At 33.2% G+C, this 16,612-nt stretch carries 9 protein-coding genes; 3 read left to right on the top strand and 6 right to left on the bottom strand.

Translation table 11 applies throughout. The features are described from left to right. Positions 1-245 precede the first annotated feature (245 nt). Both ERX46_RS14635 and ERX46_RS14630 read left to right on the top strand, forming a co-directional pair. The gene (locus tag ERX46_RS14635) at positions 246-1,817 is read left to right on the top strand and encodes an AraC family transcriptional regulator (RefSeq protein ID WP_130094610.1); all 1,572 of its coding nucleotides are present in this window, start codon (positions 246-248) and stop codon (positions 1,815-1,817) included. 85 nt (positions 1,818-1,902) lie between these two features. After that, positions 1,903-3,786, top strand: a complete 1,884-nt coding sequence (locus ERX46_RS14630) for a M1 family metallopeptidase (protein ID WP_130094609.1) — start codon at positions 1,903-1,905, stop codon at positions 3,784-3,786. 244 nt (positions 3,787-4,030) lie between these two features. Here the strand turns inward: ERX46_RS14630 and ERX46_RS14625 are convergent, their stop codons facing one another. The 5 genes from ERX46_RS14625 to ERX46_RS14605 form a co-directional block, all read right to left on the bottom strand. Beyond that, positions 4,031-4,729: a hypothetical protein gene (locus ERX46_RS14625; RefSeq protein ID WP_130094608.1), complete on the bottom strand. Its 699-nt coding sequence runs from the start codon at positions 4,727-4,729 to the stop codon at positions 4,031-4,033. 67 nt (positions 4,730-4,796) lie between these two features. Then, positions 4,797-5,288: a 3'-5' exonuclease gene (locus ERX46_RS14620; RefSeq protein WP_130094607.1), complete on the bottom strand. Its 492-nt coding sequence runs from the start codon at positions 5,286-5,288 to the stop codon at positions 4,797-4,799. A 273-nt stretch (positions 5,289-5,561) separates the two neighbouring features. Then, positions 5,562-5,975 (bottom strand): YMGG-like glycine zipper-containing protein, encoded by a 414-nt coding sequence (locus ERX46_RS14615; protein WP_130094606.1) that lies wholly within the window; start codon positions 5,973-5,975, stop codon positions 5,562-5,564. A gap of 379 nt (positions 5,976-6,354) precedes the next feature. Continuing rightward, the gene (locus ERX46_RS14610) at positions 6,355-6,810 is read right to left on the bottom strand and encodes a thioredoxin family protein (RefSeq protein WP_130094605.1); all 456 of its coding nucleotides are present in this window, start codon (positions 6,808-6,810) and stop codon (positions 6,355-6,357) included. Positions 6,811-6,961: 151 nt separating this feature from the next. Continuing rightward, positions 6,962-9,262 carry a TonB-dependent receptor gene (locus ERX46_RS14605; RefSeq protein ID WP_130094604.1) on the bottom strand — a complete coding sequence of 767 codons (2,301 nt, stop codon included), beginning with the start codon at positions 9,260-9,262 and terminating at the stop codon, positions 6,962-6,964. A gap of 471 nt (positions 9,263-9,733) precedes the next feature. On the opposite strand from ERX46_RS14605, the gene ERX46_RS14600 reads away from it, so the two are divergent. Further along, on the top strand, positions 9,734-10,354 hold the full coding sequence (locus tag ERX46_RS14600; RefSeq protein WP_130094603.1) for a transposase: 621 nt from the start codon (positions 9,734-9,736) through the stop codon (positions 10,352-10,354). A 68-nt stretch (positions 10,355-10,422) separates the two neighbouring features. On the opposite strand, the gene ERX46_RS14595 is transcribed toward ERX46_RS14600, so the two are convergent. Beyond that, entirely contained in the window at positions 10,423-16,383 is a 5,961-nt protein-coding gene (locus ERX46_RS14595) for an alpha-2-macroglobulin family protein (protein ID WP_130094602.1), read from the bottom strand. Positions 16,384-16,612: the final 229 nt, after the last annotated feature.

The following is a 16,612-nucleotide window of genomic DNA, read 5'->3' as shown; positions in this document are numbered from 1 at the left end:
ACAAGCTTTTATTTCAATAAAAGCTGTTATTCCCATCTGGTTATTGACGTCAATCTAAAATATTGAATAAAACTTTCTTGAACGTCCTTTCATGAAATTTGTAAAAGAATTTAGTTTTAAATACACTTGATAAATAGTTTGAAAATCACTAGATTTAAAGTCGGTCTTGTGAAAAAACGTACTATTGATATAACAAAGGTATTACTCAATACTCCGACTTTAATTGGAAAAGTCAAACTATTTTTATGAAACAAAAACTTTTATTCATTCTAACGCTATGCTCTTCATTTTTAATAAATGCTCAGCTGGATTTAGCTAAACAACAGTCAGAATTTGACAGTTTGTATATAAAAATCTACTCTGAAATTTCAAAGAAAGATGTTGACAAAGCAATTTATTTAATTGATTCATTAAATAACGTTTCAACGATCAAAGAAAATAAGTCAAAATCTATTTTTCTTAAATCTATGCTTTTACTCCAAAAAGGCGAAACAGAAAAAGCACTTCAAACTGCAATCGAGGGAGAGAAGTTTTCCTCAGAAAAGAAATTACATCAACAACAAGCTCGTTTTTGTGGTTTACTTTCATCACAATACAGACTTTTAGGCTTATTCGATTACGGAGAAGTATATCTTAAAAAAGGAATTAAAGCGGGTAAGAAAATAAAAAATGATCAAGACCGCTACAAGTTTATGGGATCAATTCATCTTGAATCTGCAAGCTACGAGCTCGATAAAAATAATTTCACAACAACCTTAGAAGAGATCAAATTAGCAGCTAGAGAATTCCACAAAATCAATAAAAAAGAAACTAAACAATTCTATTTAACCAACGTTTCAAATTTAAAGGGTGCTGCATACATAGGCCTTGAAAAATATGAAAAAGCGATCAAAGAATACAGATTAGCAATTAAACATTCATCAGGACTTCAAGCCAGTAACGTTGCCTTAGAAAGTCAAGTTTTACTGGGATTAGGGAAAAGTTTTCTCATGATGGATATTTTAGACTCAGCATATTCCTATCTAACTAAAACAGAGGAAATTGCGGAGAATTCTCAATTCACTCATCTTAAGATCGAAGTATATCCTTTATTAACAAAGTACTACAAGACAGTAGATGATTTTGATAAGTATTCCTTTTACAATGAAAAATTTCTAGAATCCTACAACCAACACATGGAAAGTCAAGATAAATCTGTTGGAGGAATTATTGAAAAAGTTTCAAAAGCAAAAACTGCATCAAGTGACAAAAACTGGATACTAATAACTATTATTGGGTTAACGATTCTTGTTATTGCAATCTTCATTAAATACAAAAACATAAAAAACAAGGACGTAAAGCGTTTCAATCTTTTAATGGACAACTTCGAAGCTCACAAGAATGAAATTACGGAGAATGACGATGATGAAGTTTTGATAAATAGTGAGAACATAACAGAAGAAGATCAAAAAATTCTCAAGCTTTTAGAAAAACACGCTCAAAAAGACACCTTTTCGGAAGATTGTCGTTCATTGCCTTTAATAGCGAAAAAGCTAGGGACTACAGATGCACATCTCAATAATTTAACCCACACTCATAAAGGAGCAAGTTTCGAAGCCTATATGAATAAAGCGATGATTATATGTATCATCAACAAAATTGAGAAAAACCCGGAATTTAGGAAGTATAAAATAAGTGCCTTGGCAGATGAAGCCGGATTTTCGAATAAGAAGAAATTTAACTCCGTTTTCAAATCTGTTACTGGGTATAAACCTTCAAAATTCATTAGCCTTTATCAAAACAATAAACCAAGAAGAGAAATTTTAGTCAGCCATTAAGCACAGCAAATAAGTGGATTGACGGAACAATTAAGGATATCCTCAGAAATAATCATATTTTTACACTTTGTAAACTCAAAAAAGTATGATTAAAAAGATTTTCCCAGTATTGGCTGCTCTCGCTTTATTCTCTTGTAATCAAGAACAAAAGAAAGAACAAAAAGAAGTTGAAATTAAGACATCAGAAGTTACGGTCACAAATCACAGTTACAGTAAATTAGACGAAGTTAAAACGCTTCATCTTAATCTTGAATTGTCGCTGGATGTTGACAAAAAAATCATTGAGGGTATTGCTAGACATAGAGTAAAAAATGCAGGATTCAAAAAGGTATATTTCGATATAAAAGATTTGAATATTGAAAAAGTAACCTTAGGAGATAAAAACAATGAATATGATGCAAGATTTGAAATAGGCGAATACGATTCATTATTAGGTTCACCACTGATTGTTGATTTAGACATTGGTGACTTATTCGTTAACATCTATTATTCTACTTCTCCAAGCGCAGAAGCTTTGGGTTGGTTAGCTCCAGAACTAACTGGAAGTGGAAAATATCCATTCCTATATACACAAGGTCAAGCGATTTTGACAAGATCATGGATTCCGGTTCAAGATACACCTGAAAATAGAATTACTTATTCAGCAACGGTAAAAGTTCCTGAAGGAATGTTGCCTTTGATGAGCGCTACAAATCCTACAGAATTAAATGAAAGTGGGGTTTATCATTTTGAAATGAAACAACCAATTCCCTCTTATTTATTAGCATTGACGGTTGGAGAATTAGAATACAGAAAATTGAGCGACAACAGTGGAGTTTATGCAGAACCGCACATGATTGATGCTGCTGAAAAAGAATTTAAGGACATTCCAAAAATGATTGATGCAGCTGAAGGCCTTTACGGAGATTACCTTTGGGACATTTATGACGTTGTGGTATTGCCTTACTCGTTCCCTTTTGGTGGAATGGAAAATCCGAGATTAACTTTCGTTACGCCAACTTTAATTGCTGGAGACGGAAGTTTAGTAAGTACAATTGCACATGAATTAGCACATTCTTGGTCAGGAAATTTAGTGACGAATGCTTCATGGGACGACTTTTGGCTGAATGAAGGATTCACTGTTTATTTCGAGAACAGAATCATGGAAGAAGTTTATGGAAAAGAAGTGGCTGATATGCTTGCGATTATTGAACTCCAAGAATTGAAGAATACCATTTCAGAAATGAATAAAGAAGGAAATCAAAAGGATACACATTTGAAACTAAACTTAGACAATAGGAATCCTGATGACGGAATGACGGATATTGCTTATGGAAAAGGTTCGTTTTTCTTAAAGACAATTGAATCTAAAGTAGGTAGAGAAAAGTTTGATGTATTTATCAATGGTTATTTTAATGCACATAAATTTGAAACTTTAACGACAGAAGATTTTGTAAATTACTTAAACAAAAACCTTCCAGAACTATCTGAAATGGGCTTCAATACAGAAGAATGGATTTATGGAGCTGGAATTCCAGACAACATCGTAAAGGTTGAATCAAAGAAATTCGAGATTGCAGAACAACTTGCTTCAGACATTAAAGAAGGAAAAAATTTACCAAAAGATTTAAAGAGAAAAGACAAAACTACGCAAGAATGGATGGCTTTTATCAGAGGATTTAATGGAGAATTAGAAAAAGATAAAATGATTGCGCTTGACAAACAATTGAATTTCAAAAACAGCGGGAATTCTGAAATCATGTCAGAATGGTATGTACTTGGAATCAAAAACGACTACAAAGAAATTCGTCCAGAAATGAAAGCTTTCTTAACCAAAGTAGGAAGAAGAAAATACTTGGAACCGTTGTACACGACTTTAGCTAGTTCAGAGGAAACTTTGGAATGGGGAAGAGAAGTTTATAAGGAAGCGAGACCAAATTATCATGCGATTTCATTTAATACTGTTGATGAAATTCTTTTTTCAAAATGATGAATGTTGAATTATGAAGGGTTTTGATTTTTTTGGTATGGAATTATCGTTTTGTTTGCAATGATTATTTTGTTGGAATGATCGTTTTGTTGGAATGATCGTTTTGTTGGAATGATCGTTTTGTTGGAATGATCGTTTTGTTGGAATGATCGTTTTGTTGGAATGATCGTTTTGTTTGGTTTTTGGTTTTGTAGAGACGCACGGCCGTGCGTCTCTACAAAACCAAAAACCAAAAACAAAACCATCAACAAATAATCATCAACCGCTTCTCCCCTTCTTTCTCCTTCGGTGCTCTATGAAGACAAGGCAAAACCTTACTCTGCGGATGATCAATTGCTAATTTCCACAAATTCCCAATTCCCAAACTGATCGCATTTCCATCAGGTTTCGCTTGATAATGTAAATCGAAGAAATATTCACTTAAAAACACTTCAAAACCGTCCTCTTTTCCGCCGTGTAGCTTTTTGAGTTCAGCTCGGATTTCTGGAATGAGCACTTTTTGTGTAGCTTCTGAATTCGGTATTATCTCACTTGATTCACCAAAATAAGTGCATAAAAAAGTAGCTGATGGAATCGGGGAACGATCAACATGAAATGAATAAACATCGGTTGGGAAAAACGGATAGGAATCATCTCTTTCGTAATTATTGATAATATTAAGAACGGGAGATGCGCCTTGTGCTTTCAATAAATTAAAATCATTGATTAAAATTTCTCTCGCCAGCTGACCTTGTTTACTCAACTGAAGTTCTCGGAGTTCTTCTTGAGTAATCTCAACCATATTTTCATTTAGTTCTATTTTTTGAACAATTTCTGAAAAATCACCAATCAGTTTTCTATTCCAACATATTGCATTTATACCTCCTTGAAATGAAGTTGAAACGAGTTCTTGAAAATCGGAAACTTGTTGAATGTGGATATTTGAATGAAGTGAGTTTGTCATAATTTGAAAAGTAAAGTCAATGGAAGGAAAAAATAGATTGTTTAACTCAGGATAAGCATACGAAAATCTATCTTCTTAAATAGAGTTCTGCACAAGCTCTAGCATCAGAAAGCGCTTCGTGGTGGATTAATTCAATATTATCAACTAGACAACACTCGTTAAGTTTACCGGATGGATAGCGGTTATTTGCTTTACATAATTTCATCGTGCACTCCCACCTTTCAGAAATACTGAGTTCTGAATAGTTGAAACCATTCTCGACCATCGTTTTTTGTAATACACTTCGATCAAAAGATTCGTTGTGTGCAACAATTGTTTTTCCTTGCAATCTTCTTTTAATTTCAGGAAATACTTGGTCAAATGTCGGTGCATTTATGGTGTGCCTTTCTGTGATGCCATGCACTTGAATATTATGCCAATTGTATTCGTTATTTGGTGGCTGAATAAGTACGTAATATTCATCTATAATAACTCCATTTTCAACGGAAACAATCCCAACTGCACAAGCAGAAGTTCTTTTACTGGTTGCTGTTTCGAAGTCTATTGCTGTGAAATTCATAAAAATTATAATTTATTGCTTTGTGATTTATTATATGTTACTGAAGATAAACTCATTTAGATTAACAGCTCAAATTTCGCTAGTTTGGTTCTTTTTCAAGCAACTAATTTACTAAATAAAGATTGAATTGAATGTTTAGAGGCGATTCTTTAAGATCTCAAAAATACGTTTCACATCCGTCACAAAACAAAAACTCACCTTAGTTAAAAACCAAGATGAGTTCAATAAAATATAACTGATACTTCAAAATATCAACTTATATAAAATAAGTCACTATTTTTTCTCTGCTTCTTTTTTATCTTTTCCAGCACCAACACCATATCCTGCACCAGCACCTGCTGCGCCACCTATAACACCGCCAACAATAGCACCTTTACCTTTCTTTTCGCTAACAGCTGCTCCAGTTGCTGCTCCCGCAACCGCGCCAACTCCAGCACCAATTAAAGCTCCTTTTGTCTTGTTGTTCATTTTCTTTTTTTCTTCCTCTTCTGAAACAACAATTACAGTTGTATTTTCCGAAGCGGCTTCTGCTTTTTGTTTTTCCAAATTTATAATTGTCATCGAGTCAATCGTTCTTTGTTTAACCAAGCTTTCTTTTTCCGCAGCTTCAAGTTCAATTTCCTCATTACTAGTTTCATTACAAGAAACAAATAGTAGCACGCTAAAAATCATCAAATACTTTTTCATATCATTTTGTTTTATAAGACCAGAATTGGTTTCGTGTCTATTATATCACAAACATAATTAGAAATAGGGTTACTGATTTTTGATTATAGCTAATAAAAGTTATAAAAATATTTATTAAATCATAAATTAATAATTTTCGATTTACACCGTTAAATCTATCTCATGAAAGATATCTCTATGTAGTTATTACCGAAAAAGCCTGTCCCATTATCTGGAACAGGCTTGTATAAAACCATAAAACTTATGAAAAAAAACTCTGACAGGTCCTAATTTATTAACGTTAACACAAAACAGATGGACGCTGCCAGAGTTTGCTTCATTATTGTTACAGTGTTACAATCCGAAATTGGTGGTTGATCAAACGCATCTCAATGCTTCCCTACTTAACAACCAATTTCAAAACCTTCAAGAAGTCCTCTTTACTCATGTAACTATTGTTTTTATAAATCACGGAGTTTCCAATCATAATAACAGTACTCGGGAAACTAACTGTCCCGTCCTTTTTCGCTAATTGCATTGCCAATTGATGCTTTCCTTCATCTACTCCGCTTGATTCAAAAACATATCGCTTTCCTTTATAAACAATATCTTCTTTACTTTCAGCATTCAAAATGACGAGATAATAATTCTCATTTAATTCCTTGACAATTGATTTACTTTTCAAAACCTTATTCTCCATCGCTAAACAGATTGAACACCAATCGGTATTGATAAAAAACACAATTGGTCGTTCTTCAACATACTGCAAACTGTCTAAATCATTAGCGGAATATGAATTCAGCTGTGCCATTGAAATGAAAGGCAATAAAAAAATTAAAAGAATCAAATTTTTCATTTTTCCAATTTACTCTTAGTTATTATAGAATATTTGAATTAGAGCTTTCAATATATAGGCGCATTTAATTTTGAAATCCAAGGAGTTGACTTTTGTCAATGACTGCTTTCAAAAATGGATGCAACGAAGATAGTGATGCGCTAAACTAATATTACTTAATGGTATAACGCAATCCAACAAATCCTCTAACCCCCTGATTCGGACCGTAAATATAATCGGGATCAAATTTCAGTGCATAAGGATTATCTGGAGTTGCCAATATATTTCCACTTGGGTCATATTGAACATTATTATCAAATGGATCATCTGCTCTTGCCAAAATAAACGGATTTCCTTTGTTTGGTGTCCAGTTCAATAAATTCTTCACTCCTCCAAAAATTTCTAATCCATTTTTAAATGTTTTAGTCACTTGAATATTCTGAATACTGTAAGCTTTTGATTCTCCCATTCGTGGATCTAAATCACTAATCAAAGGCAACAACATTGGTCCATACATGTAACCTGTATATTCCACTTTCATCCCTACTTTAGGAAAACTATATCCAACATTCCATGTAACAGTATATCTTTCTTGAAATTCCTGTCTGATGCGCACATCTTTTTCAACACTTGAAACATCCATTACTGTTCCTCCTAATCTCGCATCGAAATTTTTGTAACGAATATCCATATTCAATGAAATTCCTTTCGATTCTGCATAACCATCCAAGTTGTCATAAATGATCAAGTTTGGATCTGTTTCGTAATCTGGAATAATCTTATTGTTGAAGTAAGTATAGAAAACCGAAGCATCGAAATTCAAGAATAATCCGTTATCAAAACTGAATTTTCTAACATAGTTAATGTTTCCATTCCAAGAAGTTTCAGGATTTAATTCTGACAAGAAAACAACATCTCTTGCCCCTGTCAATGCCGCATGATCTTCTGTAAAAACATTGGCAACCCGGTAACCAGAACCTGCGCTTAAACGCAAAGTGTTTAACTTATTTCTTGAAGTCCATTTGTAATTGATTCTTGGTGTGAAAATATTTCCGTGCAGTGAATTATAGTCATAACGCATCCCAACCAACAATGTCTGTTGTGGTGCAAACTTCCATTCATCTTGAATAAAAATCCCAGGTAAATAAATTTCTGAAGGATCAGTAATCACTTCACCATCAACTATATCTTCCGTAGCAATAGAATTATCATCGTAGAATGTATAGCGCATTGAAGCTCCAACTAATAAATCATGTCTTTGGATTTTCTTATCCCAAGTGAACTGACCAAATCCGATGTTTTGAACTGCATTGTAAACATCTGTTCCGTAACGGGAATCTTGATCATGTCCATTTGCACTAAACATAAACATCACTTTTTCTTTAATCGGTAATTGATAAGTTCCTAAAAGTTCCCAACGACTCGTGTAAATTGTTTCAGCGTAAATAGAATCTGAGCCTCTGTATTCTGGCGTCCAATTCATTTGTCCTCCCCATCTGTCTTCATAAACGTAACGTGCAGCTAAGTTAAAAACGCGTCCTTCCTTTCTCTTGAAATTCCATTTATTGAAAATTGAGAAACGATCTTGTAAAGTAACATCTGTAAATCCATCGTTGTTATTATCTATTGGATTACTGTAATTGAAATAATTCACACCGATTAAAGTTGAAACTTTGTCCCCTAATCTTGCGCGGTAACCTAAATCAGCATTAATTTCTCCCCAAGAAGTTCCAAAAGCTTCAGCAGAAAGTAAAGGAGCTTGATCTGGAGATTTTGTAATTACGTTAATTAATCCACCGACTGCTTCCGAACCATATAAAGTTGAAGCTGGACCTTTTACGATTTCAACACGTTCTATTAAAGCTTGAGGAATTCCGTTTAATCCATAAACAGTCGACAAACCACTCACGATAGGCATTCCATCAATTAAAATCATAGTGTATGGACCTTCCAATCCATTGATATGAATATCTCCAGTATTACAAACACTACAATTAATGGTTGGTTTTACTCCATTCACCTGTGCCAAAGATTCAAAAATTGAGGGAGCTGGATTTGATCTAAAAAACTCTTTGGAATATACTTCAATTGGAACTGGACTATCGGATTTACGAACACTTCGCATCGTTCCCGAAACAACAACCTCATCAAAATTAGTGGTAATTGATTTTAAATTAAATGTCACACGCACAGGATCGTTGCTTTTCAAAACAACTCTTACAGTATCATTCTCAAAATCTGTTGAACGAGAAATTAAATTGTAAGAACCTTTAGACAAACCTGAGATTGTAAACTCCCCAGCAGCATTAGTGGTCGCTCCTTTATTCATTCCATCAACTACGATGTCAATCCATGCTAATCGTTCAGCATCTTTACTTTGCACAACTCCCATAATGTTCGTTTGTGAAAATAGCGCCCCTGAACAGAGCGACAAAATCAATGAGAAAACAACTAGACGTAAATTATATTTCATATTCTTAAATTTATATTTTTGACAAATATATGTAATTTATTTAGACGAGTCTAAATTTTTAAATAGATAATATTAAAACAACTATTATTTAGGTGTTGGATTATGGTTGATGTTGAATCACGGGTGACGTTTTATTTTGGGTGACGTTGGATTATAGATGACGTTTATTTTGGGTGACATTGGATTATGGATGACGTTGGATCATTTAGAGACGCACGGCCGTGCGTCTCTAAATGATCCAACAAAACAAAACGCAACAATTTCCACACGCGTCCATTTTAAACAACATTCACCAAATCATCGAAATAAAAAACCATTAAATCAAAAATTGTTTAAAATTAAATTTCTATCTTCATTACAAACAAAAATTGTTTTCACAAAACAAACCGCATGACCACTTAAATCAAAATCAATAAATATTGAGGTTATCGTTTTCAGTTTTGTAATCATTCATTATAAAAAAACTGGACGATGTCAGAAAAATATAAAAAGAGATACAGAGTCGCCTCTCATCGAAAACTCAATTGGAATTATTCTGCCAATGGATATTATTTCATTACTATTATTACACAGAATAGGGTTTGTAATCTAGGTGAAATAAAAAACAATAGAATGATTCTTTCGGAATTTGGTGAAATTGTAAAAGAAGAATGGTTGAAGTCATTTCAAATAAGAAGTGAATTGATTCAACATGAAGATATCATTATGCCTAATCACATTCACGCAATAGTTGAAATTAATCAATCAGGTAAAAGAAATGATTTAAAAATTAAAAGGCCACCGAAAAGGGAAGATTATCAACAAAATCATGAAAAGTTTCGGCACTTGAAAATCAAACGAAATCGCCCTATTCGATTACCTCAATCCATTTCATCGTTTATTGCAGGATTCAAATCGTCAGTCAATACCAAAATTGATGACTATATCGATGAACAGCAATTAAACATCCCCAAATACAATCGAAATAATCATTTTTTTCAACCCAATTATCATGACCATGTGATTAGAGATGATGACGAATATCAAAGTATAAAATACTATATCCGTTTTAATCCTAAAAATTGGAATTATGATCGGTTGAAGGATGAATGATTGGGTTTTTCACAAAAGGTAGAGACCAAAGGCCGTGCGTCTCTACCTTTTGTGAAAACTATAAATCCCTACCTCCCAATCCTCACATCCATTACTCCACTATTCCCTGAAAATTTCGGTGCATAATGACACTGAATTTCCGCAAAACCACTGTTAAAGTTCCCACTATGCGTAGCATAAACCGTATAAGTAAATTTATACGTTCCCTTCGGCATTCTATCTATAAAATATTCCATCGATACATCTTTTGGGCTTTGGTAATAAGACAAACCTCTACCATAATTATATCCACTTGTCGATAAAGTAGGTTCAATTCCTGCTGGACGTAAATCTTTGATATGGACAAATTCTAAATCTCTATCTACAGTTACAATCAATTCAATTTCGATTTTATCACCTACAGTAAATGTTGAATCTACAATTCCTTTTTCGTCTTTTGCTCCAGCAACAATTCGTCGGTATGTTTTTTGAATTTCCATCGATTTGTTCTGACTGCTTTTGATTTTTGACAATTCATCTGTGTATTGCCAATACATATTTAAAACTCCCGGACCTTCTGAAAATCTTTCAATTTCAACTGTTCCTAAACTTGGATTAATTTCAGTTCCCGTCCATTTATTTTTCACTTGACCTAATCCAGGCGTCCACTCTACTTCTACCTCATCTTTTTGAGTTGTCGAAGTATAAACGAACTTCTGATTTCCTACTTTAATAATTGGTTGTTTTGAAGTATTCAGATAGTCTTTTCCTGTTGATAGAATCGCGTAAACAGCATCTGCTGTCGCAACTCCAGTTTCCCATGCGTTACTTTCTTTGTTGAGAATTAACCACAAGCGCATATCGTCCATCCTATTTTCTGGAGCGTCCATTGTTTTGAAAAATGAAATAATCATCGCTTGACTTGCAATGTTATTTTGATACCAGTAATAACCTGAATTCTCCACCCAATACATTCCTAGTTTTGTGTTTTTCTTCGCTCTGTCTTTTAACGAGGCATAAACCAATTGCGCTTTGTCATTGATGTTTTCACTTTTGAAGTAAATTCCTATCATCGCCTGTAAATAAGGATTGAATTTCGTCCAATCTTTTTTAAGCTTCTCTTTATAGAAATTCTCAACTTCATCAATAGATTTACTGTTTTCATTCTTGAAGAATGTTCTAGAATACAACCAATACACATCCATAGACGATAAAGTGTACCCTTTCTTGTCTTTTATGTATTCTTCATAATTCTTCACATGGTGATTCGCCAGGAAGCTTTCTGCTTTCTGAATTAACTCGGTTGAATTTGAAACTGAAATTCCTAATCGATCTAAATTTCCAAAACGAGTCAGTAAATTCTGAGTGATATAAACATTTGATCTTCCACCACCAAACCAAGCAAATCCTCCATCAAAATTTTGGTTTTTCTTGATTTCATTCAAAATATTCTGCTGATTATCCGCCAATTGATTCAATTCAAATAATTGTGCAATTCTGCGGCGCTGCTCAGTTTCACTTTTGGCTTCCATCACCCACGGAGTTTCTTTCAAAAGAATCGTTTTTAATTCTTCGTTCTTCTCTAATTCCGACAATAAAGCATCCGGAGATTTAGATTTCCATTGATTAAAAATCGTCTGAATTTGCGGATTACTTTTTACAATGTCTTCTGCAATTGCATTCGCATAATAGCTATTCACAAGTGAAGTTATGCTTTGGTCATTTTGTTTACTTAAATACGGTAAGGCCATCACAGCATTCCAAGCTAAGTTATCTGTGTATTCAATCGTAAATGATTTATTATCTAAAGTCGTTGAATTCTGATTTTTAAAGGAATCAAATTCGTGTGATGTTCTCCCTGGCTTCGTCAATAAAACATGATCTGTTTCTGTAATTAAAACACGATTACTTAAAACCGGAATCACATTTTTCTCTCCATCGCTAAAGTTTTCGTTCGAAGCCGTAATTGTATATTGAATCACTTCTTGATTTCCAATATTCAAATTCCAAGTTACTTCTTCAGATTCTCCGGCAGGAATCGTCACCATTTTACTCAAAGGTTGACGTCCAATTAAATTCAATCTTTCTTGATTTATTGGGTTTTCAAAAATCAGCAATACTTCAACAGTTTGCTCTTCTTTTGTTAAGTTCACCACTTTTGCAGAAAAATCTATGGCATCACCTTGTCTCACAAATCTTGGAGCGTTAGCCGTTACCATTAATTCTTTCTGCGCGATAATTTCCTTTTGAAAAGTTCCAATTTGCATTTCTTGGTTGTGACCTAACATCAACAATTTCCATTGCGTTAAAGATTCTGGCAATGTGAAATTCAACACGTATTCATTTGAATCGTTAGAATAAATCGTTGGATAGAAAAAAGCAGTTTCATTGAAGTTAGATCTTGGATTGATTGGCTTTGATGTAGAACTTTCACTTTTCCCATTAGGCAATACTTCAGCTTCTGACCCTCCAGAAGATAGCGCATCACTTTCCATTTCGGCACCATCCGCTGACTCTTGAGAAGAAACGACATTATTTGACCTACTTGGACTCATGGAAATATCTTCTCGTGTTACTTTCTGACTAAAAGCTCGATCATAATCACGAATAATTCTTATTGCAGTTTTTGCTTCAACATATTTATACCTCAAATTATCTTGGTTCAGCATGTTTCTCAATTCCCAGTCCAATCCATAAGAACCATTATTTGTAATTTGTCTACTCCAATCATACGACCAATTTACATATTGACCTCTTCCATAATAAGGAAACAAATTCCAAGAATGACCTCTAAATTGATCCAAAGAAGCATCATATAAAGTTGCGGCCAATTCAGCTTTTACAAATTCTTGGTTTTCGTCTTGAATGGTAAAGCTCCATTGTTCTTTTTGACCAGGTTCTAACAAATCTCTAAAAGTTGAAGTTTTAATTTTCAATTCTTTATTGCTGAATGGAACTTGAATATTATTCGTTGCTTTATAGAAAACTCCATTATTAAAAAGCACAACATCATAAGTCAAAACACCTCTATCCTTTTCTTGAATGGTATAACATTTCGAAAATCTATTTTTCAAATCCACCCATTCTCTGCTGACCAATTCATCTTTTCTGTAGAATGAAACCAAAGCTTTTGCATTGTCGAATGAAGAGCCCACTTGAAAATCAACATCATTTCCAACTTTCACAACATCAGAAGAAACGAAAGTCCAAAGCGCTTCATGAGATGGCAATTCTTTTGCTTTTACATCAATTACCTCTAAGTTGTGTTCTGCTTTTATGGTGTCACCCTCCTTAGTTATTGAATGAAACTTCAACACATAATTTCCTTGTTCATTGTTAATCCAATCGTTTAACTTTAAAGAATCTCCCGAATTAAAAGAAAGTGTTTTAATCAATTCTTCTTTGCTTGAATTATCTTCAAAAGCATTCCATTTCATATTTGGAAATAGCATAGAAAAATCTTTTTTATCAAATTTTGTTACTTCCGTATTTTCCCAAATACGCTCTAAAAACTGTTCAGAAGAAACTATCTTATAAACCTCAACTTTTCCTGAATATCCTTTTTGTTTTTCGCCTGATAAATTAACCACATCAATTACTGCAAATTCAGAATCGTGGGTAAAGAATTTAGTTGGCGCATTTACTTGAATTGACAAACCTACTTTACTTAAATTAAGTGATAAAGTTTCTTCATGCGTCTCACCAGAAATGTCAGTAACTTTAACTTTTACTTCATAAGTGTAATAGGCATTCTTAACAGCATTTGGATCTACCTCAGCAAAAAAGTCTATTGTAAAATCTCCTTTTTGGTCTGTTTTCACTGTATCCTCTTTCAATAAATCTCCAGAAGATGGAGCATTATAATATCTCCAATAGCGATTCCATTTTCTGTAAATCGTGTAGCTTACCTGAGCATTCGAAATTCCATAACCTGCATAAGCTTTCGCATTTCCAGAAATTAAAACTGTATCATTCAATTTAGCTTCTTCTTTGGGTTGATTTAATTCCACTTCGAAAGTAGGACGCTTGTATTCTTCAACTGAGAATTGAGCTATTGAATAAGCAAAACCACTATTAGATTCATCAGTTGCACTCAATGTGAAATTACCCAATGATGTGGATTTCGGCAGTTGAATATTTCCATCGATACTTCCAAATTCGTTGGTTGTAAATGTTTCTTTAAAAACCTCCTGATAATTAGCATCTTTTAAAGTAACTACAATTTTTTTCTTTGCTAAAGTCTTAAATTCATTGTCCTTTCCGTGATAAGCTATTCCTTTAAAGTAAACTGTTTGCCCTGGACGATAAATTGACCTATCTGTTAAAAGTTCAACTCGACTTATTTCATTTTCTTCACTTGAAGATCTTACATAATCATTTCCAAAAAGCAAAGAATTCTTGTATTCCACAGTATAAGAAATCCTGTTTTTATCGCCAGTTGAATGAATGAAAAGTCCATTTTCATCTGTCTTTCCCTTTTTAAATTCTATTAAATCTCTGTTTTTTCTATAATCGGAATAATACAATTTCACTTCAGCATTTTCGATTGGTTTTCCTGTTTTTTCATCAATCACCAAAACAGTATATTCGTTATTAATAGAAGTTGAGGTTACACTCATTTCTGCAATCGTCAATTGAGTATGGTAAATCTTTGCTGCATTCCAAATTTTAGTGTCAGCTGCTAATTCACTTAGAGACTTCTCATCATTTGTTGCCACAATAAAGTATTGTCCTGGAGTTGATATTTCCTCCAAAAACATTTCAGTACTTCTTTCTTGGAATAATTCCGAATTCTTTAAATCTAAATTTATTGTTCTTACTAAAGTTAGTTTATTCTCAACAGCATAATTTCTAAGATTACTACTTTTCAAAGGATCAAAATCTTCCAATTTATAGATCCGCAGAATTTGATTCGAATAATTTCTATGTTGAATTTTAAATGGAATCTTTTTATCCAATCCATAAATATTCGGTGCAGAAATACTGATGTATTTATTTTCTATGATTGAAATTAAAGAAGCTATTTCGTGTTTAAAATCATTATTTGGAAACTTCTTTAATTCAGCCTTTAAATCATCGTAAGCTTCTTTTATTAATTCCTCAACATCTGGATTGTCCTGAAAATGATAGCCACTCCCTTTTATGTAATTAATTCTCGCCAATTCAAACATAAATTTCGAACGCGCTGAAGTGGTTTTGAAAAAGTCAAACTGTTCTTTCCATGCATTGTTGATCGCTTCTTCGTTATTGAAAGTCCTTTTCAAATAATGTAATCTTTGGTGAACAGCTGAACTCAAATAATCCGATTGATTGGCATTGTGTTTTTCTATATATTGAAAAATATTCAATACTGCACCAGACAATTCGTCTGAATTGAGATTTAATTTTGTAAAATCAGATGATTTTGAATACCATTCATTTTTATCGGAACTCGCATTTTTTAAAGTTCCACCATTTTGAATAATTGAAGATTCATAAAGGTTAATTAGTTGATATCCGACATAATCAGAAACTGAATTTAAGATGAAAAGACTGTCATTTTCTTTCAATAAAACTTCTTGAAATGGTTTGAAATCATATTTAGATAAATCATTTAATCTACTTTCTAATGTTTTGATATTTTCCAAAATGAAATTATGTCGCACTGTGTCTTCACTCAAATTTAAAGAGTCGTAGATTTTCAAATAGCCATAACTCATCCATTGATAATTATTATAAGTCATTTGCTGAATCATTTGCAATTGAGCAATCGAATTTGATGGAGCAGGTAGCGTTTTTGTACTTTCTAATATTTTGAAATATAATGCTGCACGTTCATCTTTATCCAAAGGACCAACGATTCTTAAAAAATAAGGATATGCTTTTAAAAGCGTTGAATGGTCTTTCTCGATTTTAGCTTTTTCAATTGCATTCCACAATTCTGCTTGGGCTGCATTGGGTTGCCTAATTTCTAATAGACTATCCACTTTTTGTAGCCGATTGTCTTCTTGACTGTAAGTATTGAATGTAAAAAGAATGAAAAATAGAATAACGAGACGTTGAATATTCATGATGTGTTATTAAAGTGTATTATCGTTTTGAATTCCTTGGGATGCAAAGAAAGTACCAATTCCATAAAGAACGGAAATTAATTACATTCCGATAGCTATCGGAATAAGAATCTTTTAATTACGAATTGGTTGGCGTGGGTGTTACTCATGACGGAACGCGGATGACGCGGATCTCCGAACGCAGATTTACACGGATTTTTAAAAACATCTTTTTTACGCCCAAATAAAA

The sequence above is a fragment of the Brumimicrobium glaciale genome, assembly GCF_004152935.1.
GTDB lineage: Bacteria > Bacteroidota > Bacteroidia > Flavobacteriales_D > Crocinitomicaceae > Brumimicrobium > Brumimicrobium glaciale.
The sequence above is the reverse complement of the archived record's forward strand: the minus strand, read 5'-3'. Positions and strand labels throughout refer to the sequence as shown.